We start from the raw sequence: 21,431 nt of genomic DNA, 5'->3' as shown, positions 1-21,431 counted from the left end.
ACGACGATGCCCATTCTTCGAACCAGCCGCCAACGAGGCTTCAGCCTCGTCGAGATTCTTGTGGGCATGGTGGTGGGGCTTGTCGTCACCATCATCATCTACCAAGTGGTGGCCACCAACGAGGGCGTCAAGCGTTCGACGACTTCCGGTGCGGACACGCAGCAAAACGGCATCTTCAGCCTCACGACGATCGAGCGTGACGTTCGTGCTGCCGGCTGGGGCATTCCTGCGGCCAGTTCGATGCCCTGCGCGAATTACTACACCTACTTCAACAACGGTGCGACCAGTGGCCCCGTGCCCAACTTTCCGGGCACGGCGGTGCGCATCAACGACGGCGGCACGGCGCCAGGTGCATCGGACAGCATCACCATGCTCTGGGGCTCTTCCGTGCGCGCCAATGTGCTCAATGCGTTGCTGCAGAACGTGACGCTGAGCCCCACCGGCACCGCGGCGGCCAGCCTTCGACCGACCACCAAGGTGGGCATGTCGTCTATCGGTGGCTTCGTGTGGCTGACCGATGACATCGGCAACTGCGTGGTCACGCGCATCACGGCCTCAACCGATGTGCCCACCACGCCGCCGTCAGCGACGATGACGGTGGTGCTGGCGCACGACCCCATCGCCTCGCCGACGCCTGTACTGCCCAGCTACAACCCGCCGGCAGCCTACATGACGGCCAACGCGTGGCCCGTGACCTTCAACACCAATCCGCGCATCTTCGACGCGGGGGCGCTGACGCAACGCACCTACGCCGTCGTGAACGGTTCGCTGGTGTCGCAGGACTACTTCACCACGACGGACACGCTGCAAGTCTCCAACAACGTCGTCAGCCTCAAGGCGCAATACGGCATCAGCGACGCCGGCAGCCAGATCGTCAACAACTGGGTGCGCGCGACCAATGGCGCCGCCGGCAATTGGGCCCTGCCCACCGCCAACGACCTGCGGCGCATCAAGGCCATTCATGTGGCGGTGGTGGTTCGCAGCCCGCTCAAGGAACGGCCCACCGCGGGCACGACCACCTGCGCCACCACGGCCGTCGCGCCCACCAGTTGGCCGGGCGGCCCGGTCATCGACCTGAGCAACGACCCCGACTGGAAGTGCTATCGCTATCGCACCTTCGAGACGGTGGTGCCACTGCGCAATGTTCTTTGGGCCAACCTGTCATGACTGCCTGGACTCCATCACGCCTTGCCGCCGCTCAGCCGCAGCGCGGCGTCATCGTGTTCATTGCGCTGATTGCGCTGCTGATCCTTTCGCTGGCGGCGCTCTCGCTGCTGCGCTCCACTGACACGGCGGGCGTCATCTCCGGCAACGTCGCCTTCAAGCAGGCAGCGACGAGCGCGGCGGACACGGGGGCGGAGCGCGCATTCACTGCACTGCCAGCCCTGGCAGCGGCGGACGTCGACACCAGCACGCCGCACAAGTACTCCCGGACGATGCTGATCGTCGATGCAGACGGCGTGCCCACCCTGCCCTTCAAGTGGGAAGACCTGCCCTGCTACGACAACGCCGGCGGCGCCACACCGATCGATTGTTCCAACGAGTCGACGTATCGCGTGCAATACGTCATCGACAGGCTGTGCACCATCGCGCCGGTGGCCGGCGATTCGCTCACGCAGCTCACCAGCAAGTGCGTGGCCGGCCAGCCGTTTGCCGCCGGCAGCGCCGTGGGCGCCGACACCGACAGCCACGCGCAAACGACCAACGTGTTCGGCGGACTGACGCCGCCGCCGGCCGTGCGGCCCACCATCCATTACCGGATCACGGTGCGGGTGCTGGGCCCCCGCAACGCCTCCAGCATCGTCCAGACAACCGTTGAGCTGCCGTTTGGCTGATTCGATCGGGAAAGACAAGAGCATCAACATGCAGCACGCAGCCCCGAAACGAACCCAGGCCACCATTGCCTCGGCGCTGATCATCTCGATGGTGCTTCAGCCTGTGGCCGCGTGGGCAGCCTCCACCGATTTGACGAACGTGCCGCTGGTGGTGCAAAGCCAGGTGCAGCCCAACGTGCTCTACATGCTCGACAACTCGGGCAGCATGGCGTGGGGGTCGATCACCGGCGCGGACATCGAGGCTGAATACACCAATGGCGCGAAGAACATGCGCGCCTACTACTCGCCCACCTACAACCAGCTTTACTACAACCCCGCCACGACTTACTTGCCCGGCGTGAAGTACGACGCGACGGCAACAGCGTCGAACTTCACCACGTCCATGGGAAACAGCGTCAGCACGACGGCGCTGGTGGACCCCTACCTGGCGCCGGCGCCTTCCGGTGCCAAGGTCGACCTGACGAGGATGTGCTTCAGCACGGCGTCCATCACCTTGCCCCTTTTCGACAGCGCCCCCTTTGCCAACAACAGCAATTGCGTCATTCCCTCCTCCGGATCGAAGACGACGCTGTATGCGCAATACGCCTTCTATTACAAGTGGAAAGGCACGGGCACCGAAGACGGAAGCACGGCGCAGAACCTCGACAGCAACTACACGCGCGTGGAAATCATTCCTGCCACGGCGCTCTATGCCCGGGCAGCCACGCGCACGGATTGCGGCACCGGCGCCAACTGCACCTACGCGCAGGAGATCCAGAACTTTGCGAACTGGTTCACCTACTACCGCACACGCCTGCAGGCCGCCAAGTCGTCGCTGGGCATTGCGTTTTCCGTGCTGGACAACAAGTCCCGGGTCGGCTTTGCGACCATCAACGACGACAACGGCAACACCAACACCACGGCGCGCAATTTCGTGGCGCTGTCGTCCTTCAACACTTCCCAGATGTCGACGTGGTACAGCGAGCTGTATGCCGTCACGCCCAAGGGCGGCACGCCGCTCGTCGATGCGCTGAACCGCGCCGGCACCTACTACCAGACCGGCAAGATGCAAGGCACCAGCACGACCCGCGCGCAAACCGTGCCGCTGGCCTGCACGCCCAACTACACGATTCTTTCGACGGATGGCTACTGGAACGGGTCGGACCCCACGAGCGGAACGACCCAGGACCGGAAGGTGCCCACCCTCCCCGCCAACGTTTACGTGAACCCTGACACAGGCGCCACCGTCAACGACCCCATTGCCGGCGTGCCGCTCGTGGCCGCGCAGAACTTTCCGGCGCCCTTCTACGACGGCGGGCTCAGCGGCTCGCGCAACACACTCGCCGACGTGGCGATGAAGTACTGGATCTCGGACCTGAACGCGCCTTCGGCCGGCAAGGTGGCGGCGAACCCGTCAGACCCCGCGACGTGGCAGCACATGGTGACCTACACCATCGGCCTGGGCGCCAAGGGAACCCTCACCGCGCCGCCGACAGGCTCGAGCTTCTGGCCGGCACCGACCGCGGACGATCCCACGACCATCGACGACCTCTGGCACGCCGCGCTCAATGGCCATGGCCAGTACTTCAACACCAAGGACCCGGTCCGGCTGCAGACGGCGCTGTCGGCCATCCTGAACGACATCGTCAGCCGCACCGGTTCGGCCGCATCGCTGGCGGTGAGCAATCCCAACGTCGAGGCAGGAGACAACAACGCGTATGCATCCAGCTTCAGCTCGGGTACGTGGGCCGGCGACTTGCAGGCCTTCACCATCGACACGACGACCGGCCAGCTGGCATCGACGCCCAACTGGTCCGCGCAGGCCAAGCTCGACGTCAAGCCGCTGGGCACACGCTACATCGCCAGCTATGACGGCACCCTTGGCGTGCCGTTCACGGCCACGGGGTTGGCCGCCAGGCTCGGGCGCTTCAACTCGCCGACCTCGCCGCCGGGGCCCATCGACGGCGCGGCCGTCATCAACTACCTGCGCGGCGACCGCACGGGCGAAGGCAACGGCAGCAATCCTGCACAACCCTACCGCCTGCGCGCGCGCCTGCTGGGCGACATCGTGGATGCGGAACCCGCCTACATACCTGCACCGCGCGCCAGCTACACGGATGCGGGCTACACCGCCTTCAAGGCGAATCTCACGGTGGCAAACCGCACCAAGGTGGTTTACCAGGCGGCCAACGACGGCATGCTGCACGCGTTCAACGCGGTGACCGGCGACGAGATGTGGGCCTATGTGCCGAGCGCGCTGGTCAACACCAATCTGTCGACGACTTACAGCAGCACCAGTTCACTGGTGGGGCTGACCCAACAGGAACTGTTCCAGCATCGATTCTATGTGGATGGCACGCCCATTGCCACGGACATCGACCTGAGCAACACCGCGGCCTTCCAGCCGCCCAATCCTGCCAGCGCGAACTGGATCACCCTTCTGGTCGGCGGCTTGGCCAAGGGCGGACGGGGCTATTACGCACTGAACGTGACCAACCCCGCGGCCGACTCGGACGCGACGGTCGCCAGCATGGTGATGTGGGAGTTTCCGAACGCCAACACGGCCGCCACCGACGCGGCCAACATCGGCTACACCTACGGTATTCCGCTGAACGTGAAGACCAAGGCGGCCGGCTGGGTGACGCTGGTGACTTCGGGCTACAACAATGGCGCCGACACGGGCGGCGACGGCACGGGCCACTTGTATGTGCTCAACCCGGACCGGGGCACCATCATCAAGGACCTGAGTACCGGGGTGGGGTCGAGCGCCAATCCGAGCGGGCTCGCGAAGATCAGCGCGTTTCTGGTGAACCCCGGCGTGGACGACACGGCGGACTTTGTCTACGGCGGCGACCTGTTGGGCAACGTGTGGCGCTTCGACCTGACGGGCACCTCCACATCGACCTGGAACGTGAAGAAGGTGGCCACGCTTGTGGACAAGAACGGCGTGGCGCAGCCCATCACGGGATCACCCGAGCTGGGCTTGGTGAACGGCAAGCGGATGGTCTACGTGGGCACGGGGCAGTACCTTGGCGCGACGGACATTCCGGGCGCAGCGGGCGCCAACGCGAGTGCGACGCAGGGCCAATCTTTCTACGGGCTGATGGATGACCTGTCGTCCACCCCGACGATTTCGCCGCTGCGGCTGAACCTGGTGGCGCAGGCGGCCACGGTGGCGGGGACGAACATCAACGTGACGACGAATCCGGTGAACCTGGCGACCAAGCGGGGATGGGTGCTGGACTTTCCGACCAGTCCGGTGGGGGAGCGGTCGTACACGAGCCCGGTGCTGTTCCAGGGGGTGCTGGCGTTCACGACCAACATTCCGTCAAGCGACCAGTGCACGCCTGGGGGGAGTTCGAATCTTTACTTTCTGAATTACGCCAATGGCGGGGCGATTCCGAATCTGGCGAGTCGCTTTGTGGGGAAGGTGCTGTCCAGCCGGGTGCAGCCTGAGGGGTTGCCGGGTGGGGCGGTGAAGATCCTGGTGCGGACTTCGGATGGGGGGACGCGGGTGTTTGGGGTGACGGTGCCGTCGTCTACGGAGCCTGCGCGGGTGATGTGGCGAGAAGTGACGAGGAATTGACGGAGCAAGGGTGGGGCAAGAGGTTCGCGCAACGCGGATCCGCATCGACCTCCCCATCCAATACCTTTTCATGACTTATTTTGCGGGCACTGTTTGAAGGCCTGACGAACGGTTGTGCTTGAAGGTCGAATGGCTTGTGAAGCTTGGAAATGGCTTGTGACAATTAGTCACCGTCGTCACATTTGCTGCGATCTTTCGTTGCAGCAATACCAAAGTTCTCATGCATTCACCACAGGACTCCAAGCAGAGTGCCCCAGCCCAGTGGGCCCAATCCGGTTTCACGTTGATCGAACTCATGATCACCGTGGCCGTCATCGCGATCCTTTCCACAATCGCCTACCCAAGCTACGCGGACTACATGCGGCGCGGACAGTTGCAGGAAGCCCCCACCAACCTGGCCGACTACCGCACGCGGATGGAGCAGTACTACCAGGACAACCGCAGCTATGCGTCGGGCAGCAACTGCGGCGTCACGCTGCCTGCCACGCCCACTGCCAAGTACTTCACCTACACCTGCGCCACCGCTAACTCGGGTCAAACCTACACGGCGACGGCGACGGGCTCGAGTGGCGCGGTCAGCGGCTTTGCCTACACGATTGACCAGCTCAACACCCAAGCGTCGAGTTGCACAAGCTGCGCCTGGAATTTCAGCGCCCAGAACTCCTGGGTGTTGCGCAAGCCATGAGCCACGCAGGACGAAGTGGGGTGCGTGGCTTCACCCTCATCGAGTTGATGGTGACCATCACGGTGCTGGGTGTGCTGTCGGTGTTCGCGTACCCGAGTTACGCGAACTTCATCCAGAACACCCAGATCCGATCGGCGGCTGAATCGGTGGTGAGCGGTCTGCAAATCGCCCGCGCCGAAGCGATCCGTGGCAACAAGAACGTGCAGTTCCAGTTGCTCAACACCTCCGCGACCAGCACCGTCACGGGCGGCGGCGGAACGGACTGGTCGGTCGTGAGTGCCGCGGCAGCAACCCCTACGGTGTTCGATCAAACGGTTCAAACCCGATACGAAAGCTCGGCCACCTCCAAGGCGCGCGTGGGCACCGCCACCACGGCAAGCGCCACTGTGGCGACAGCAGGCGCGGGCATGCCGGCCACGATCACCTTCACGGGCATGGGGCGCACCACCACCACCATCCAGCAGCTGGACTTCACTGGCGCCTCGGGCACCCGCAATCTGAGGGTGCTGATCGCGCCCGGCGGCGACGTGCGACTTTGCGACCCCGCATTCGCGCTGTCGGCCAACCCCCAAGGGTGCTCATGATGAAGAAGCGCTTCTCCCAAGGCAGCCGCAAGCCCTCACGACTGCAGCGCGGCGTCATGCTCATCGAGGCGCTCGTCGGCATTGCGATCTTCTCTTTCGCGATCCTCGGCATCATGGGGCTGCAAGCCACCGCCATCCGGACGGCGCGAGACGCGGACTACCGCTCAAAAGCAAGCCTCTTTGCAAGCCAGATCGTCGGGCGGATGTGGGTCGACCGCTTCAACGTCCCGACCTATGCATTGAATGCCGACGCAGCCACTTGCGCCACCGGCACCAACTCGAGCAGCAACGCGTCGGTCACCAGTTGGCTCAGCGGCCTGGGCGACTCAAGCAACCCGGGCTCGTTGCCCGGCGCGGACGCTTTGCAGCAAAAGATCGTCGTCGCGACGGACAACACCGTCACCCTGACCCTGTGCTGGCAAGCCCCGCAAGACGCGACGCCCCACAACTTCACCCTTACGACGAAGATCCAAGGCTGAGACATGTCATCACTTCAGCGAGCTGGTCGCCAGCGCGGCTTCAGCCTTGTCGAAATCCTTGTGGGCATGCTGGTGGGCCTGGTCGTCTCGATCATCATCTACCAGGTCGTCGCGGCCAATGAAGGCGTCAAGCGTTCGACCACCGCGGTCGCGGACACGCAGCAAAACGGGCTTTACGCACTCTCGGTCATCGAGCGCGACGCACAGGCCGCCGGCTGGGGCATTCCCACGGCGGACGTGATGCAGTGCTCCGCGTACTTCACTTACTTCAACAACGGAACTACTGCCGGTGCGGTCCCCAACTTTCCCAGGGCGCCCGTGCGCATCGCCGATGGCGGCTCGGCAGCGGGCAATTCCGACAGCATCACCGTGCTGTGGGGCTCCTCGGTGCGTGCCAACGTCAAGAATCCGCTCTTGCAGAATGTCACGCCCAATCCGACGGGCACCACGGCTTCCCAATTGCAGCCCACCACGATGGTGGGGATGTCGTCGGGCGTCAATGGATTCGTCTGGCTAACCGACGACGTGGGCAACTGCGCACTCACCCGGATCACGGCCGCCGTGACCAACCCCGCCAGCACGTCGACGCAGACCCTGTCCCACGACCCGCCTTCCGGCTCGCCCACCGCCGCAGCGCCCAGCTACAACCCGGCAGGCGCTTACATGACGACCGCAGGCTGGCCCACCGTCTACAACACGAACCCCCGGATCTTCGACGTGGGCGTGCTGACGCAACGCACCTATCTGGTGACGAGTGGATCCTTGACCACGCAGGATTACTTCAGCTCGACCGACACCGCACGCGTGGCCAACAACGTCGTGGCCCTCAAGGCGCAGTACGGCGTCAGTGACGCCGGCAGCCAGATCGTCAACAACTGGGTGAGCGCGACCGGCAGCTGGGCCACCCCCTCTGCAACCGACTTCAAGCGCATCAAGGCGATCCGCGTTGCCGTCGTGGTTCGCAGCCCCTTGAAGGAAAGGCTGGCCGACGGCGCCACGGCATGCAACACGACGACCGTCGCACCGACGACTTGGCCGGGCGGCCCCACCGTGGACCTGAGCAACGACTCCGATTGGCGCTGCTATCGCTATCGGTCTTTTGAAACCGTGATCCCCCTGCGCAACGTGCTCTGGGCCAACCTGTCATGAAACAAGTCCAATTCGTTCCCGAGCCTGTGCCGAAGGCACGGCATTCTCGCGGCCAGGCCGGCGCCCAACGCGGGGTCATCGTCTTTATCGCGCTCATCGCGTTGCTGATCCTTTCGCTGGCTGCGCTCTCGCTCGTGCGCTCGACCGACACGGCCGGGGTCGTGTCCGGCAACGTGGCCTTCGCGCAAGCCACGACCACGGCGGCGGATACGGGCGCAGAGCGCGCCTTCAATGCGTTGCCAGCGCTGGCAGCGGCGGATGTCAACGTTGCCAACCAGTACTACCGCCTCATGCAGGCGACCGACTCCTACGGCGTGCCGAGCACCATCACCTGGGCGAACGTGCCCTGCTACGACACGGTGGGCGGCACCACCGCCATCAGTTGCACGGACGAGTCCTTGTATCGCGTGCAGTACGTCATCGATCGCCTGTGCTCCACCGCCCCGTCGGCGACCGATGCCCTCACGGCGCTCACGAGCAAATGCGTGGCCGGGCAGCCCTTTGCCGTGGGCGGCTCCGTCGGCGATGACAAGGACAGCCACGCCCAGACGACCAACGTGTTCGGCAGCTTGACGCCGCCACCGGCGACCCGCCCGACGATCCATTACCGGGTGACCGTGCGTGTCCAAGGTCCGCGCAACACCAGCAGCATCGTCCAGACAACCATTGAATTGCCATTCGGTTGATTTCGGCCACAAGAAAAACTCACCATGAATCCAAATTTCAGAAAAAAACCGACGGCAATCATTTCCACTTTGATTGCGTCGATGGTTTTCCAGCCATTTCTGGCGTTGGCGGCAACAACCGATTTGACGAACGTTCCGTTGGTGGTTCAGAGCCAGGTGCAGCCGAACATCCTGTTCACGCTGGACAATTCCGGGAGCATGGAATGGGGATCCATTACCGGGACCGACGCGACTGACGAATACAACAACGGCCGGCGAGCCTACTATTCGCCCACCTTCAATAAGTTGTATTACAACCCGGCGATCACCTATGCCCCAGGCGTCAGATACGACTCCACCGCGCCGACATACACCACGCAACGGTCCAACACTCCGACGACGGCAGCTCGAATCGAGCGATACCTCAGTGGCAACACCAATACGGTCGACCTGACAACCGTTTGCTACAACACCTCCACGCCACCCGGTCTTCCGCGCTATGAAAGCGACTTCTCGACCAACAGCACTTGCGCTGGCAGTCAAAGCGGCACCAAGACGACCAAATACGCGCGCTACGCCTTTTATTACGTGTGGAAAGGCAGTAGCAGCACCACTGAAAGCGGCAGCGGTGGCCAGGACAGCGACGATAACTACAACCGCGTAGAAATACTTCCGACGACGACCACCTATTCAAAGGCCGCCTCAAGAACAGATTGCGGGACCGGAACGACCTGCACTTACGACCAGGAAATCCAGAACTTCGCCAACTGGTTTGCCTTTTACCGAACCCGCATCCTGACGGCCAAGACCACGCTCGGCCTCGCGTTTTCGGCCCTTGATGCCAAGTCGCGCGTCGGTTTTGCGACCATCAACAGCCCTAACAGCAACTTCGTTCCTCTGGCGAGTTTCGACAGCACGCAGAAGTCAACCTGGTATTCGAAGCTCTACGCCATCAATCCAAGTGGCGGCACACCGCTGGTTGCGGCGCTCGACCGGGCGGGGCAGTATTTCCAGACGGGGACCATGCCCGGGGCGGACACGACCAATCGCTCGACGACGGTTCCCCTTGCCTGCACGCCCAACTATTCAATCCTTTCAACGGACGGCTATTGGAACGGGGACCTTCCTAGCGTGGGCAACAAGGACAAGACCGTGCCGACCTTGCCAGCGAACGTCTATCGAGACGCTGAAACGGGCCTAGACGTCAATGATCCGATCGCCGGCGTTCCATTGAAGGCGGGCAACAACTTCCCGGCGCCCTTCTATGACGGCACCTCGACGTCCAGTTCGCTCTCGGACGTGGCCATGAAATACTGGATCTCAGACCTCGCGGGTAGCTCGGCGGGCAGCGTCCTCTCTAATGCTTTCGACCCGGCCACCTGGCAGCACATGGTGACGTACACCATTGGCCTGGGTGCAAGCGGAACCTTGAGCACGCCGCCGACGGGCACGTCTAGCTGGCCCGCACCGTCGGCAGACTCTGCCACGGCGATCGACGACCTCTGGCATGCAGCGCTCAACGGCCACGGCAAGTACTTCGACACCAAGGACCCAGCCAAGCTGCAGACTGCGCTGGCATCCATCCTCAACGACATCGTCAACCGCACTGCGTCCTCCGCTTCGGTGGCGGTGAGCAACCCCAACGTCAAGTCGGGCGACAACACGGCCTACGCGTCCAGCTTCAATTCGGGCGCTTGGTACGGAGACCTCAACGCTTACTCCATCGACCTGAACACCGGCCTGCTGTCCTCCGCAGCACTATGGTCCGCCCAATCCCTGCTGGACGACAAGGCGTTCGGCTCGCGATATATCGGCAGCTTCGATGGCGCGGCCGGCGTGGCCTTTACGGCGACTGGCTTGGGCACCCTGGCGTCGCGGCTCAACTCGTCTTCGACCGCAACAGACAACGCAGCGGTGATCAGCTATTTGCGAGGCGACCGCAGTAGCGAGCCGACAGGCACGTATCGCACGCGCCTCCATGTGCTGGGCGACATCGTCGATGCAGAGCCGACCTATGTGTCGGCACCGCGTTCCGCCTATACGGATTCGGGCTATGCCACTTTCAAGGGCGGCACGACGGTTGCCAATCGAACCAAGGTGGTCTACCAGGGCGCCAACGACGGCATGCTCCACGCCTTCAACGCGACGAGCGGGAATGAGCTGTGGGCCTACGTGCCAGGCGGCGTGGTCAACGCCAACCTCTCTACCAGCAGCACGGGCCTCAGTTCCCTGGTCGGCTTGACGCAATCTCCGCCGACCTTCCAGCACCGCTTCTACGTGAACGGCACGCCCTCTGCGACCGATGTGGACCTGACGAACACCTACGCCAACCAGCCCACGCCTTCCGGTGTCAACTGGGCCACGGTGCTCGTGGGCGGGCTAGGGGCAGGCGGCCGCGGCTACTATGCGTTGAACGTCACCAACCCCGACGCCAGTTCGGACGCTGACGTGGCCAGCAAGGTCATGTGGGAGTTTCCCAATGCAGGCACCGACAGCACCGTCAAGGCCAACGTCGGCAACACCTACGGCACGCCCCTCACCGTCAAGACCAAGGCCGCGGGCTGGGTGACGCTGGTGACCTCGGGCTACAACAACGGCACCGACACGACCGGCGGAGATGGCAAGGGCCACCTCTTTGTTTTGAACACGGCCACCGGCGCGTTGATCAAGGACATTCCCACGACGGCGGGCTCTGGCGCGGCGCCGAGCGGCCTCGCGAAAGTCAGCGCGTATCTGGTCAACCCCGGCGTGGATGACACGGCGGACTTTGTCTATGGAGGCGACCTGCTGGGCAATGTGTGGCGCTTCGACCTGTCGGGCGATGCAGTCACCAACTGGAACGTCAAGCGTCTTGCCACGCTGGTGGACGCGAGCGGCACCGCCCAACCGATCACCGGCGCGCCGGACATGGGCGTTGTGGATGGCAACCGGATGATCTACGTCGGCACCGGCCAATACTTGGGCGGCAAGGACATTCCGGGTGCCACGGGAGCCAATGCGAGTGCGACCCAGCGGCAATCGTTCTATGGCCTGAAGGATGACAAGACCACGACGCCGACGATCACGCCCTTGCGCACGCAACTGGTCGCCCAGACGGCAACGGCCACGGGCACCGCCGACGGTGCAGCCATCAATGTGACGACCAATCCCGTGAGCCTCACGACCAAGAAGGGTTGGGTGCTCGACTTTGCAACGACGCCGCAAGGAGAGCGCTCGTACACGAGCCCCGTCCTCTTCCAAGGTGTGATTGCATTCACGACGAACGTCCCTTCGAGCGACGCCTGCTCGCCGGGGGGTAGCTCCAATCTCTACTTCCTGAACTACTCCACCGGCGGGGCCATTCCCAACCTGCCCAGCCGCCACGTGGGCAATGTGCTGGCCAGCCGCGTGCAGCCTGAAGGCCTGCCGAATGGTTCCGTCAAGAGCCTGGTGCGGACGTCGGATGGCAAGACGAAGGTGTATGACGTAGCGATACCATCGTCGACGACTCCCACACGGATCATGTGGCGGCGCGTGACGATGAATTGATGGGCCTGCGCGCGTGGATAGCCTCTAACGGCTGTCCATGTCTGCCACCAAAATTGCAGCCCTCCCCAATTGACGTCGGGCTACACTCGCTATTTGGGCGCCGGGAGTTAGGTCCGGGCCTATTTACCACCTAAATTCAGAGTCTGACTACAAATCATGTTTGGAAAATTGTTCGGCTCTGCCGCGGCAAAACAATTCGGCACCGAAATGGCGCTGCTCCTGATCGAGAGGGCGGAGAACGAAACAAAAAAGCACGCGCAAGCAAAGTCGATCAAGAAAAGCGAAAAACGTCATGAAGGCACACTCCTCCTGATTGAAAAACACCTGGATCAATTCAAGAAAATAAATCGCCTGAACATCCTCTCCAAGGCACAATTGGGCAGCGCGTTCAAATATACACTCCTCGACAACGGCTACGATCAGGAATTCTCGGACAAGACAACCACTTGGCTCTTGTTAAAGTGCAAATAGGCATGTTCAATTCCCTCAAAAATAGCCTGCAAAAATTCTTCGCAGGTGCCGATCGCCCTTCCGAAGTGGCAGAGGCGGTTGCGCTGGAAGATCTCTTGCGGCAAGGCAATATTGCGGTTCAAAACGAGGATTTTCCCAAGGCGATCGAGTGTTACAAACGGTTTGCCGCCGCACGCCCCAAGAGCCTTTCAGCGCTCATTGGTCTTGGATTTGCCCTGCTGGAGACACATCAATTCAAGGAGGCGATTGACGCCCTGCAAAGAGCAGTTGCGCTGGATTCCAAGAGCATCGATGGTTTCTACATGCTTGGAAAAGTATATTTCGAAACAGGCGACTTCGAGATGGCAGAACTTGCGTGGCACAAGGCACACGCCCTTTCGCCTGAATTTGAGCACCTCTATCTTGACTATTGCCTTTTGCTGTTCAACAAAGGCAAGTTGCCCCAAGCGAGAAGGCTTATCGAGACGGGTCTGTCCCATTACCCTCAAAATGCCAACTTCCTGTTCTACTTGGGCAATCTGTACGCAGAAGGCGGGGACTACGCGCGGGCGGCGGAAATTTACCCACGATCCATCGAATTGCAACCAAACTCGCCGAATGTACTTTCGAACTACGGCACGGCGTTAATGCAAACAGGGGACCTCGAAAAGGCCGCAGAGTTTTTGGAAAAGGCGCGGCACCTCGCACCTGATGTAGCGTCAATTTTCAGCAATTATCTGTTTTGCATCCAATATAGCAACAAATTCTCGCATCAGGAGCGATTCGAGGCGCATGTCGAGTTCGCATCGCTATTTGAGAACCCACTTAAGGCGCAATGGGGCAATTACGAGAGATCCCTGTTAGCTCGACAGAGGATTAGAATCGGTTACGTGTCAGGCGATTTGCGCGCTCACGCATTGTCCTTTTTTATTGCGCCCATCATTGCCCGCCACGACCGGACAAAGTTCGAAATTTATTGTTATTACTCCCATCCCGTCCACGATGCGACCTCCCAGCGGATCAAGGAAATGGCAGATCAATGGACGCCCTGCCATGGGATGACGGACGAAGACCTTGCGAAGCAAATCCGCCTTGACGAAATCGATGTGCTGATCGATTTGTCCGGCCACACCGCGCACAACCGGTTGCTTGTGTTCGCGCGCAAGCCGGCGCCAGTTCAGATGACTTGGCTGGGATATCAGGCCACGACTGGACTTCGTGCGATCGACTTTCGTATCACGGATGAAGCGCTCGACCCTATTGGTGCGACCGAGAAATTCCACACTGAAGCTCTGCTGCGCCTTCCCGCTTGCGGCACCTTCAACCCTGCGCCGGATAGCCCTCAGGTGAATGAGTTGCCCGCGCTCAGCGGCGCCCCCTTTACCTTTGGCTGCCTGAACAACCCATCTAAAATCACGGATGACGTTATTGACTTGTGGGCTGAGATCTTGCGAAGGAACACATCGTCAAGGCTCATGCTTGGAAATGCCACGCCGGACCTGATTGAAAAATTATCGGCTCAATTCTCCCGTCGAGGTATTGAACCGACACGATTGATTTTTCATCCCAAGGTCTCGCTCCAGGAGTACCTTGCGCTCCATCATGAAATTGATCTGGCGCTCGATACCTTCCCCTACAACGGCGGTACGACGACTTTTCATTCACTCTGGATGGGTGTTCCCATTGTCGCGCTCGACGGCAGTTCTTCTCTTTCGAATGTCGGGTCTTCCGTCATGAAGGGCTTTGGGCTTGGTCGCTTCTGTGGAGACACTGCAGCGGCCTATGTCGAAAACGCAATCTACTTTTCTGAGCACCTTGACGAGCTTAGCCAAGTTCGTCTGATGCTTCGCGAAAAAATGGCTGATGTGACCGGAGAACTCACGTCGGTGGTCACGACTTCACTGGAAAAAGCCATTGAAGGATGTTGGAAAGAGTACTGTGAAAAGGCGCACGTCTTGGAAATCACTCAATGACGCCGATTTACGTCGCCCAGCCAGATCTGCCACCGCTGGAAGAATTTCTTCCGTTCTTGCAGCAGATATGGGCCAACAAGATATTGACGAACGGGGGTCCATTCCATCAGCAGCTGGAAACGGCGCTGTGTGAATACCTCGGCGTCGAACATCTGGCCCTATGCTCGAACGGCACCTTGGGGCTGGTGACAGCCCTGCAGGCACTGGGGGTGAGTGGCGAAGTCATTACCACGCCTTATTCTTTTGTTGCCAGTGCCCATTCATTGCTATGGAACGGAATTCAACCCGTCTTCGTAGACATCAAGGCTGAGACGCTCGGTCTAGATCCTGCCAAGATTGAAGCAGCCATCACATCGCGCACGACCGCGATCCTGCCAGTGCATTGCTATGGGCATCGGTGTGATGTCGAGGCAATCCAAGAAATCGCTGACAAGCACAATCTCAAGGTCATTTACGACGCGGCGCACGCCTTCGGCGTACGGGACACCGGCGGAAGCATATTGCGGCACGGCAACCTGTCGGTTCTCAGCTTTCATGCGACCAAGGTTTTTCACACCTTTGAAGGCGGCGCGATCATTTGCCCTGATGCGGAGACGAAGCGGCACATCGATCATCTAAAGAATTTCGGCTTCGTCAATGAAACCACCGTCGTTGAGGCCGGCATCAACGGCAAAATGAGTGAGATCAACGCGGCCTTCGGCATGCTGCAGCTCACCCATATCGACAAGTCGCTGCGCAAGCGCCGAGACATCGATTCCATTTATCGAAGGCAACTTGCCGAAGTACCCGGCATACGCTGCTTGAGCGGATCCAAAGAGCTGACGGCGAACTATTCTTACTTTCCGATACTGGTGGGGCCCGAATACCCGCTGAGCCGGGACGATTTGTATCAAAGGCTGAGGGAGAACGAGATCTATGCGCGGCGCTATTTCTACCCTTTGATCGCAGACTTTCCGATGTATCGCGGAATGCCGTCGGCACACCCTTCGAACCTGCCGACTGCCCGAGAGGCGGCACAAAAAGTGCTGTGTCTGCCAATTTATGCCGACCTGAGCGCTCAGGATGTTGGACGCGTTATCAACATAGTTCAACAACCGTAAACTCGATCACTACAGCGTCCAGGCGATAGCCATCGTTTCGTTCAACCACTAAGTCGTCATTCACGCGACGGCTTAATACCAATTACTACACCCATGCAAACACTCACAGAGCAAAGCTTGCCGACCATCGAGCAATTCATCGAAAACTTCCTGATTGCCGTCGATTTTCAGGATCCGGTCGAAGTGGAGGCTGGCACCGAGCTGCGCAGCCTGCCTGAATGGGATTCGCTCGCGGCCTTGGGCGTGATCGTCATGTTCGACGTCGACTACGGCAAGACCATCGTCGGTGACGACCTGAAGAACTGCGTCACGATCGCCGACCTGTACAAGTTGCTGGGGTAAGGTGCCATGGGCCTGTCGACGCTACACAACGTTCGTTTCGCTGGCATGGCCAGTTGCGTTCCCAAGCGAGTCCTTTCGAACCTGGACGACTGCGCGCCCAAGATGCGTTCTGAGCGCGAACGCCTCGTTCGAAACATAGGCATCCAGAACCGACGAATTTGCGCGGACTGGCAGTGCTTTTCGGATCTGGCATTCGATGCTGCGGAGCGGTTGTTGGCAGACCTGGAGTGGCGGCGCGACGAAATCGACGCGCTGATCGTTGTGACGCAGTCGCCTGACTACCTGATTCCGGCGACGGCGATCATCCTGCAAGACCGCCTGAAATTGTCCAGCGCCACCATTGCGTTCGACGTGAACCTGGGATGCTCCGGCTATCCTTTCGGAATCCACATCTTGGGCAGCATGATCGCGTCGGGTGCTGTGAAGAAGGGGCTCGTGCTGGTGGGTGACCGTTGCGCCACCGTGAATGACCCACTCTTTTCGGATGCGGGCACGGCGACGGCCCTGGAATTCGACGCGAACGCTGCGCCGATGCATTTTGATTTGAACAGCGATGGGACCGGTTATCGCGCGATCATGCTGCCTGTCGGTGGGCATCGTGAGCCCTTCGGTCCGCAGCACGCTGTTCCCACGCGCGACGAGAACGGCGTCCTCCATTGGCCCGCGGAATTGATCCTTGATGGTCCGGCCGTCCTCAGCTTTTCCACCCAGCAGGTGCCGCCTTCCGTGCGCCGTGTGCTCGAATTTGCAGGCGCCACGACGGACGACATCGACTACTTCATCTTTCACCAGGCCAACCGGATGATCAATGAAACCATCCGCAAGAAGTTGGCGCTGCCCGCAGAAAAGGTGCCCTCGACATTACACGACTTTGGCAACACCAGCGGTGCATCGCTGCCAGTGACGATGACAGCGCGCATCCAGGAGTCGTTGAGCAAGGGGCGTCATCGACTTGTGTTGGGTGGATTTGGAATAGGCCTCTCGTGGGGCACATGTGTGCTGGAAATTGATGGTGCCAAGTTTCCGCCCTTGCTGATTTCATGACGCTGCCCTTCGACGCTCCCGTCTCAAATCCGGACCGGCGAGTTGCATCAACCAATGCGTTTTCGCTGGAAGGTCGCGTCATCCTTGTGACTGGCGCGTCTTCGGGCATTGGTGCCGCGACGGCGCGCCTGTGCGCCCAACTGGGCGCACGAACAGTGCTAAATGGTCGTGACACCGAGCGCCTTGAAGCTGTACGTGGCGCGCTCGCCGGCGATGGCCACGTGGCAATTTCGGGCGATCTTTCCCTTGTCGAAACACGAGAGGCCCTTGTTGAAGCCGCGGAGTATGACGGCTTGGCTTCGTGCGCCGGGGTCGCGGCACTCGTGCCTCTTCGCATGGCGAACGAAACGCACCTGCAAAAAATGCTGTCGGTGAATTACCTCGCGCCGATCACGTTGACCCAGCGCCTGCTCTACAAGAAGCGTTTGCGTACTGGCGCATCACTTGTGTTCGTGACTGCTCTCTCGGCCAACGCGGCTCCACAGGCCGCCGCGGGCTATGCCGCCTCGAAGGCCGCTCTGGAAGCAGCGTCGCGTACGCTGGCGCTCGAACAAGCAAAGCTTCGCATCCGATCGAATTGCATTGCGCCAGGGTATGTCGAAACACCCATGCTGAAAGGATTGGGCGCTCAGGCGGGAATGGATGAAAAGATCGATCTCACGCCGTTGGGCAGGCTTGCGCCAGAGGACGTCGCATCATCCGTCTGCTTCCTGCTTTCCGCAGCCAGTCGCTGGATTACTCGCTCCACGCTGACGGTCGACGGCGGTTTGGGCATTCCGATGCGGATCTAGAAATGATGACAACACTTTCGGAGAGCTCTGGTCAGGTCGCGCGCCATCTATTCGGCCTTGAAGGCAAGACTGTACTAATCACCGGCGCCTCGAGGGGGATCGGCGAGGCGGTCGCTCGCAGTTGCGCCGAAGCTGGAGCGCGACTCGTACTATCGGGACGCGACCGCGAACGACTTCGGGCAACGCTCGAAAGCCTTCCAGGTCATGGCCACAAGGCGCTGCCTGCAGACCTGACCGACATGGGCGCGCTACGTCAGTTGGCCCTCGACTGCGGGCCAATTGACGGCGTCGTACACAGTGCAGGCATCCGCGGTCTTTCACCCATGAAAATGGTGGGCGATGACTTCCTGCGCGAGGTCATGGAGTCCAACTACATCGCGCCGATGATGCTGACGCGTCATTTGCTTAGTCGTTCATTCATCAAGCCGGGCGGCTCAATCGTCTTTCTCTCGTCAATTGCAGCTGTGACCGGAACAGTGGGCCTCGGGCCGTATGCCGGCTCAAAGGCGGCTCTTATCGGCACGATGCGCCCCTTGGCCCTGGAGATTGCAAAGCGTCGTATTCGAGCGAATGCGTTGGCGCCTGGGATCGTCGAGACTCCATTGACCACAATCGACGCGGACTGGTTCGACTCTATTCGCAAACGCTATCCGCTTGATGTCGGGCAGCCTGAAGACGTCGCGTGGGCCTGCTTGTTTTTCTTGTCGGATGCCAGTAGCAAGATCACAGGCACCGTGTTCAGTCTTGACGGGGGCGTCGAATACACGTGACTTCAACGCCGACTCCGAAAGTCCCTAACCACCTCATCGTGATCGGCGCAGGCGGCTTTGGACGCGCCATGGCCAGCCTCGCCAGGTCCGACGTCGCATGCGGCGTGCATTGGGACGTCAAGGGCTTTCTGGACAACCGACCGGATATCACTACGCCATCAGACCTTCCGATCTTGGGTGATCCCCTCACGTACGAAATCGTTTACGGCGACATCTTTATCTGCGCCTTGGGAGACCCCGCCCAACGTCGTCACTACTCCGCGCCCCTGAGCGCAAAGGGCGCCGATTTCATCCGCTTGCAGACGGACATGCACGTCGGCGAACGGGCGCATATCTCGCGCGGCTGCATTTTCGAGCGAAAGGTGTCGCTGGGCCCTGATGTGCACCTCGGTGAATTCGTCACCATCTTATCGACCACCATCGTCGGCTACGACGTTCGCATCGGCGACTACTGCCAGATTGGCAGCTTCGTTTTCATTGGCGGGGGCGCGCAGATTGGCAACGACGTTGTCGTCCATCCCCATGCAACTATTCTTCCCGGCGTCCGCGTCGGCGATGGCGCCGTCATCGGCGCAGGCAGTGTGGTGATACGCGATGTTGCACCTCACACCACGGTCATGGGCAATCCTGCCAAACCATTCAACTTTCGCTAGGTTCAGGCCCTCACGGTGTTATCCAGACTCACGCCTGCTCACTATCTGAGCCAGGCCATCTTCGACCTTGAGCGCGAGCGGATTTTTCGCAAGCTCTGGTTGTTCGCCGCTTTTCGGACGTCGTTGGCCGAACCGGGTGCGTTCGTGACGCGAACGATGGCGGGCCTTCCGGTGCTGCTTCAAAACTGCGGGGGAGACATCCGCGCCTTCGAGAACCTTTGCCCACATCGCCAGATGCCGCTGCAAAGGGAAGCCTTCGGGCAGGCGCGAATGGTGTGCCCGTACCACGGCTGGGTTTTCGATGACGAAGGCAAAGTCAAATCCATCCCCCACGAAGAGACGCTCTACGCCTATCCGGCGGAGGAACGCGAACGACTGTGTTTGCGGCGCTATGCCGTCGCAGTCATCGGGAACTTGGTCTTTATCAACTTCGATGTGTCGCCGATGTCTGTGGACGATCAGTTCACGCGCGGATTTCAGGCAGCATTGGCAGAAGCCTCGTCCCACTTTGCGTCGCAGGCGGTTCACGTCAACATTCCCGTTCGGTACAACTGGAAGTTCAACTACGAGAACGTGCTGGACGGCAATCACGTTCCATACGTTCATCCCAAGAGTTTTCAGCCCTTGTTGCGGGAAGGTGCAACCGCGCACAAGCAGTTGTCGCCGACAACAGCGCCCGCATCGCGCAATGCATTGCCGGCAGGCGAGTCGATCGCTTTGTCCAAATTACAGGCGCAAAGTTGTCTGGAGAGCACCCCATTTCGCGTGGAGAGCTGGCCATGGCACGAATCCGTTGAACGATATGGCGACGGCGACCTATTTCATACCTTCTCCATTTTTCCGAACGTCAACTTCATCTCACCAGGTGGATTGACTTTTATCGCCCAGCAGTTCGAACCCGTGGCGCCCGGCCAAACAGAACTGCGCATGACTTTGACCCTCGCGCGCGAGAAGCGCCGCATGCCGGGACTACCGGCCTTATTGCGGACCTATCTCAAAGGCGAGGCTGCCGTGGTCAACGAAGACATTGCCTACCTTGAAGCGCTGCAGTCGCACCTGCATCTCGGTGCGCCGCGTGCGCAGCAAGGGCGCTACGAGGCGAGTCTGCGCTCTGCTGCCGACGCCTACCTTGACCTTTTGGGTCCGGAGGGATGCCTATGAGCGCGTCCATGTCGTATTGCCTGGTCGGCGTTGGTAGCGTGTTTGACGCGATTGCGGCCGAGACGCATGCGTACGGGGCAGATGCCGGCTGGGAGATGCGTCCTGCCGCCGGAGTGGCGCAACTTGCTGGAACAGCAAGCGCGTTGCTTGCCGGCATCGATCCGACGACGACATTGCTGTTTGTTGCGGTCGATGCGCAAGCTCTCAACTACGCTCGATTGGAGTTGTACGGCGTTGCGCGATTGGCCGGACTGAAGATGGCGACGCTTGTACACCCCACCGCATGGGTGTCCCCCGGAGCCCGCCTTGCCGACAACGTCTGGGTGGGCCCAGGCGCGCGCGTGGCCACCGGCTGTCGGATCGACAGTAACGTGATGATCAATGTGAGTTCCCGCATCGACGAGAAGGCTCGCATTCACGCACACGGCTGGATTGGCTCAGGCGCATCTTTGGGCGCCTGTGTGCAGGTCGGCACGCACAGTGCGATTGGTGCGGACGTCCATGTCCGTGCAGGCCTTCAAATAGGGCGTCATTGCACCATCGACCATCCGGGTCCTTGGACCCGCTCACTGGCCGATGGCAGTTTTGTCGAGCCGGAAATGCCCGGCCTTGCGCAGGTAGTTGGCGCGGGCTACAACTTTCTAAAGAGATCCTGAC

The 21,431-nt window shown here is 60.8% G+C and carries 19 protein-coding genes; all 19 read left to right on the top strand.

Annotated elements, in window-relative coordinates; genetic code table 11:
* The first annotated feature begins 6 nt into the window (after window positions 1–6).
* Window positions 7–1,167 (top strand): PilW family protein, encoded by a 1,161-nt coding sequence (locus QTI66_RS24195; RefSeq protein ID WP_286562568.1) that lies wholly within the window; start codon window positions 7–9, stop codon window positions 1,165–1,167.
* Window positions 1,164–1,835 carry a hypothetical protein gene (locus tag QTI66_RS24190; protein WP_286562566.1) on the top strand — a complete coding sequence of 224 codons (672 nt, stop codon included), beginning with the start codon at window positions 1,164–1,166 and terminating at the stop codon, window positions 1,833–1,835. Before QTI66_RS24195 ends, QTI66_RS24190 begins: the two co-directional genes overlap by 4 nt.
* Before the next feature lie 28 nt (window positions 1,836–1,863).
* Window positions 1,864–5,400, top strand: coding sequence for a PilC/PilY family type IV pilus protein (locus QTI66_RS24185; RefSeq protein WP_286562565.1), 3,537 nt, complete (start codon window positions 1,864–1,866; stop codon window positions 5,398–5,400).
* Between the two features lie 220 nt (window positions 5,401–5,620).
* On the top strand, window positions 5,621–6,085 hold the full coding sequence (locus QTI66_RS24180; protein ID WP_286562564.1) for a type IV pilin protein: 465 nt from the start codon (window positions 5,621–5,623) through the stop codon (window positions 6,083–6,085).
* A gap of 20 nt (window positions 6,086–6,105) precedes the next feature.
* Window positions 6,106–6,669, top strand: coding sequence for a GspH/FimT family pseudopilin (locus QTI66_RS24175; RefSeq protein WP_286562562.1), 564 nt, complete (start codon window positions 6,106–6,108; stop codon window positions 6,667–6,669).
* Entirely contained in the window at window positions 6,666–7,148 is a 483-nt protein-coding gene (locus QTI66_RS24170; RefSeq protein ID WP_286562561.1) for a PilV family protein, read from the top strand. The genes QTI66_RS24175 and QTI66_RS24170 overlap by 4 nt, the downstream gene beginning before the upstream one ends.
* Before the next feature lie 3 nt (window positions 7,149–7,151).
* On the top strand, window positions 7,152–8,297 hold the full coding sequence (locus QTI66_RS24165) for a PilW family protein (RefSeq protein WP_286562560.1): 1,146 nt from the start codon (window positions 7,152–7,154) through the stop codon (window positions 8,295–8,297).
* Window positions 8,294–8,983, top strand: coding sequence for a hypothetical protein (locus QTI66_RS24160; RefSeq protein WP_286562559.1), 690 nt, complete (start codon window positions 8,294–8,296; stop codon window positions 8,981–8,983). The genes QTI66_RS24165 and QTI66_RS24160 overlap by 4 nt, the downstream gene beginning before the upstream one ends.
* Window positions 8,984–9,007: 24 nt before the next feature.
* Window positions 9,008–12,490, top strand: coding sequence for a pilus assembly protein (locus tag QTI66_RS24155; protein ID WP_286562558.1), 3,483 nt, complete (start codon window positions 9,008–9,010; stop codon window positions 12,488–12,490).
* A 156-nt stretch (window positions 12,491–12,646) separates the two neighbouring features.
* Window positions 12,647–12,961 (top strand): hypothetical protein, encoded by a 315-nt coding sequence (locus QTI66_RS24150; RefSeq protein ID WP_286562557.1) that lies wholly within the window; start codon window positions 12,647–12,649, stop codon window positions 12,959–12,961.
* A gap of 2 nt (window positions 12,962–12,963) precedes the next feature.
* On the top strand, window positions 12,964–14,913 hold the full coding sequence (locus QTI66_RS24145; RefSeq protein ID WP_286562556.1) for an O-linked N-acetylglucosamine transferase, SPINDLY family protein: 1,950 nt from the start codon (window positions 12,964–12,966) through the stop codon (window positions 14,911–14,913).
* A complete protein-coding gene (locus tag QTI66_RS24140; RefSeq protein WP_286562555.1) occupies window positions 14,910–16,013 on the top strand; it encodes a DegT/DnrJ/EryC1/StrS family aminotransferase in 1,104 nt (367 codons plus the stop codon). Before QTI66_RS24145 ends, QTI66_RS24140 begins: the two co-directional genes overlap by 4 nt.
* A 93-nt stretch (window positions 16,014–16,106) precedes the next feature.
* Window positions 16,107–16,355, top strand: a complete 249-nt coding sequence (locus QTI66_RS24135; protein ID WP_286562554.1) for an acyl carrier protein — start codon at window positions 16,107–16,109, stop codon at window positions 16,353–16,355.
* Window positions 16,356–16,361: 6 nt separating this feature from the next.
* Window positions 16,362–17,399 (top strand): ketoacyl-ACP synthase III, encoded by a 1,038-nt coding sequence (locus tag QTI66_RS24130; RefSeq protein WP_286562553.1) that lies wholly within the window; start codon window positions 16,362–16,364, stop codon window positions 17,397–17,399.
* Complete coding sequence (locus QTI66_RS24125) at window positions 17,396–18,190, top strand: SDR family NAD(P)-dependent oxidoreductase (RefSeq protein WP_286562552.1); 795 nt, start codon at window positions 17,396–17,398, stop codon at window positions 18,188–18,190. Before QTI66_RS24130 ends, QTI66_RS24125 begins: the two co-directional genes overlap by 4 nt.
* Window positions 18,191–18,192: 2 nt before the next feature.
* A complete protein-coding gene (locus QTI66_RS24120; protein WP_286562551.1) occupies window positions 18,193–18,960 on the top strand; it encodes an SDR family NAD(P)-dependent oxidoreductase in 768 nt (255 codons plus the stop codon).
* The gene (locus QTI66_RS24115; RefSeq protein WP_286562550.1) at window positions 18,957–19,613 is read left to right on the top strand and encodes a NeuD/PglB/VioB family sugar acetyltransferase; all 657 of its coding nucleotides are present in this window, start codon (window positions 18,957–18,959) and stop codon (window positions 19,611–19,613) included. Before QTI66_RS24120 ends, QTI66_RS24115 begins: the two co-directional genes overlap by 4 nt.
* A gap of 15 nt (window positions 19,614–19,628) precedes the next feature.
* Complete coding sequence (locus QTI66_RS24110) at window positions 19,629–20,774, top strand: aromatic ring-hydroxylating oxygenase subunit alpha (protein WP_286562549.1); 1,146 nt, start codon at window positions 19,629–19,631, stop codon at window positions 20,772–20,774.
* Entirely contained in the window at window positions 20,771–21,430 is a 660-nt protein-coding gene (locus tag QTI66_RS24105; RefSeq protein WP_286562547.1) for an LbetaH domain-containing protein, read from the top strand. The genes QTI66_RS24110 and QTI66_RS24105 overlap by 4 nt, the downstream gene beginning before the upstream one ends.
* Window position 21,431 lies beyond the last annotated feature (1 nt).

This window comes from Variovorax brevis (assembly GCF_030317105.1).
Lineage (GTDB): Bacteria > Pseudomonadota > Gammaproteobacteria > Burkholderiales > Burkholderiaceae_C > Variovorax > Variovorax brevis.
This window is presented reverse-complemented; position numbering and strand designations above follow the sequence as displayed.

Bases quoted from the DNA above. Each gene is read 5' to 3' on its own strand.
- QTI66_RS24195 (WP_286562568.1), top strand. From the start codon at position 7: ATGCCCATTCTTCGAACCAGCCGCCAACGAGGCTTCAGCCTCGTCGAG.
- QTI66_RS24190 (WP_286562566.1), top strand. From the start codon at position 1,164: ATGACTGCCTGGACTCCATCACGCCTTGCCGCCGCTCAGCCGCAGCGC.
- QTI66_RS24185 (WP_286562565.1), top strand. From the start codon at position 1,864: ATGCAGCACGCAGCCCCGAAACGAACCCAGGCCACCATTGCCTCGGCG.
- QTI66_RS24180 (WP_286562564.1), top strand. From the start codon at position 5,621: ATGCATTCACCACAGGACTCCAAGCAGAGTGCCCCAGCCCAGTGGGCC.
- QTI66_RS24170 (WP_286562561.1), top strand. From the start codon at position 6,666: ATGATGAAGAAGCGCTTCTCCCAAGGCAGCCGCAAGCCCTCACGACTG.
- QTI66_RS24165 (WP_286562560.1), top strand. From the start codon at position 7,152: ATGTCATCACTTCAGCGAGCTGGTCGCCAGCGCGGCTTCAGCCTTGTC.
- QTI66_RS24160 (WP_286562559.1), top strand. From the start codon at position 8,294: ATGAAACAAGTCCAATTCGTTCCCGAGCCTGTGCCGAAGGCACGGCAT.
- QTI66_RS24155 (WP_286562558.1), top strand. From the start codon at position 9,008: ATGAATCCAAATTTCAGAAAAAAACCGACGGCAATCATTTCCACTTTG.
- QTI66_RS24150 (WP_286562557.1), top strand. From the start codon at position 12,647: ATGTTTGGAAAATTGTTCGGCTCTGCCGCGGCAAAACAATTCGGCACC.
- QTI66_RS24145 (WP_286562556.1), top strand. From the start codon at position 12,964: ATGTTCAATTCCCTCAAAAATAGCCTGCAAAAATTCTTCGCAGGTGCC.
- QTI66_RS24140 (WP_286562555.1), top strand. From the start codon at position 14,910: ATGACGCCGATTTACGTCGCCCAGCCAGATCTGCCACCGCTGGAAGAA.
- QTI66_RS24135 (WP_286562554.1), top strand. From the start codon at position 16,107: ATGCAAACACTCACAGAGCAAAGCTTGCCGACCATCGAGCAATTCATC.
- QTI66_RS24130 (WP_286562553.1), top strand. From the start codon at position 16,362: ATGGGCCTGTCGACGCTACACAACGTTCGTTTCGCTGGCATGGCCAGT.
- QTI66_RS24125 (WP_286562552.1), top strand. From the start codon at position 17,396: ATGACGCTGCCCTTCGACGCTCCCGTCTCAAATCCGGACCGGCGAGTT.
- QTI66_RS24120 (WP_286562551.1), top strand. From the start codon at position 18,193: ATGATGACAACACTTTCGGAGAGCTCTGGTCAGGTCGCGCGCCATCTA.
- QTI66_RS24105 (WP_286562547.1), top strand. From the start codon at position 20,771: ATGAGCGCGTCCATGTCGTATTGCCTGGTCGGCGTTGGTAGCGTGTTT.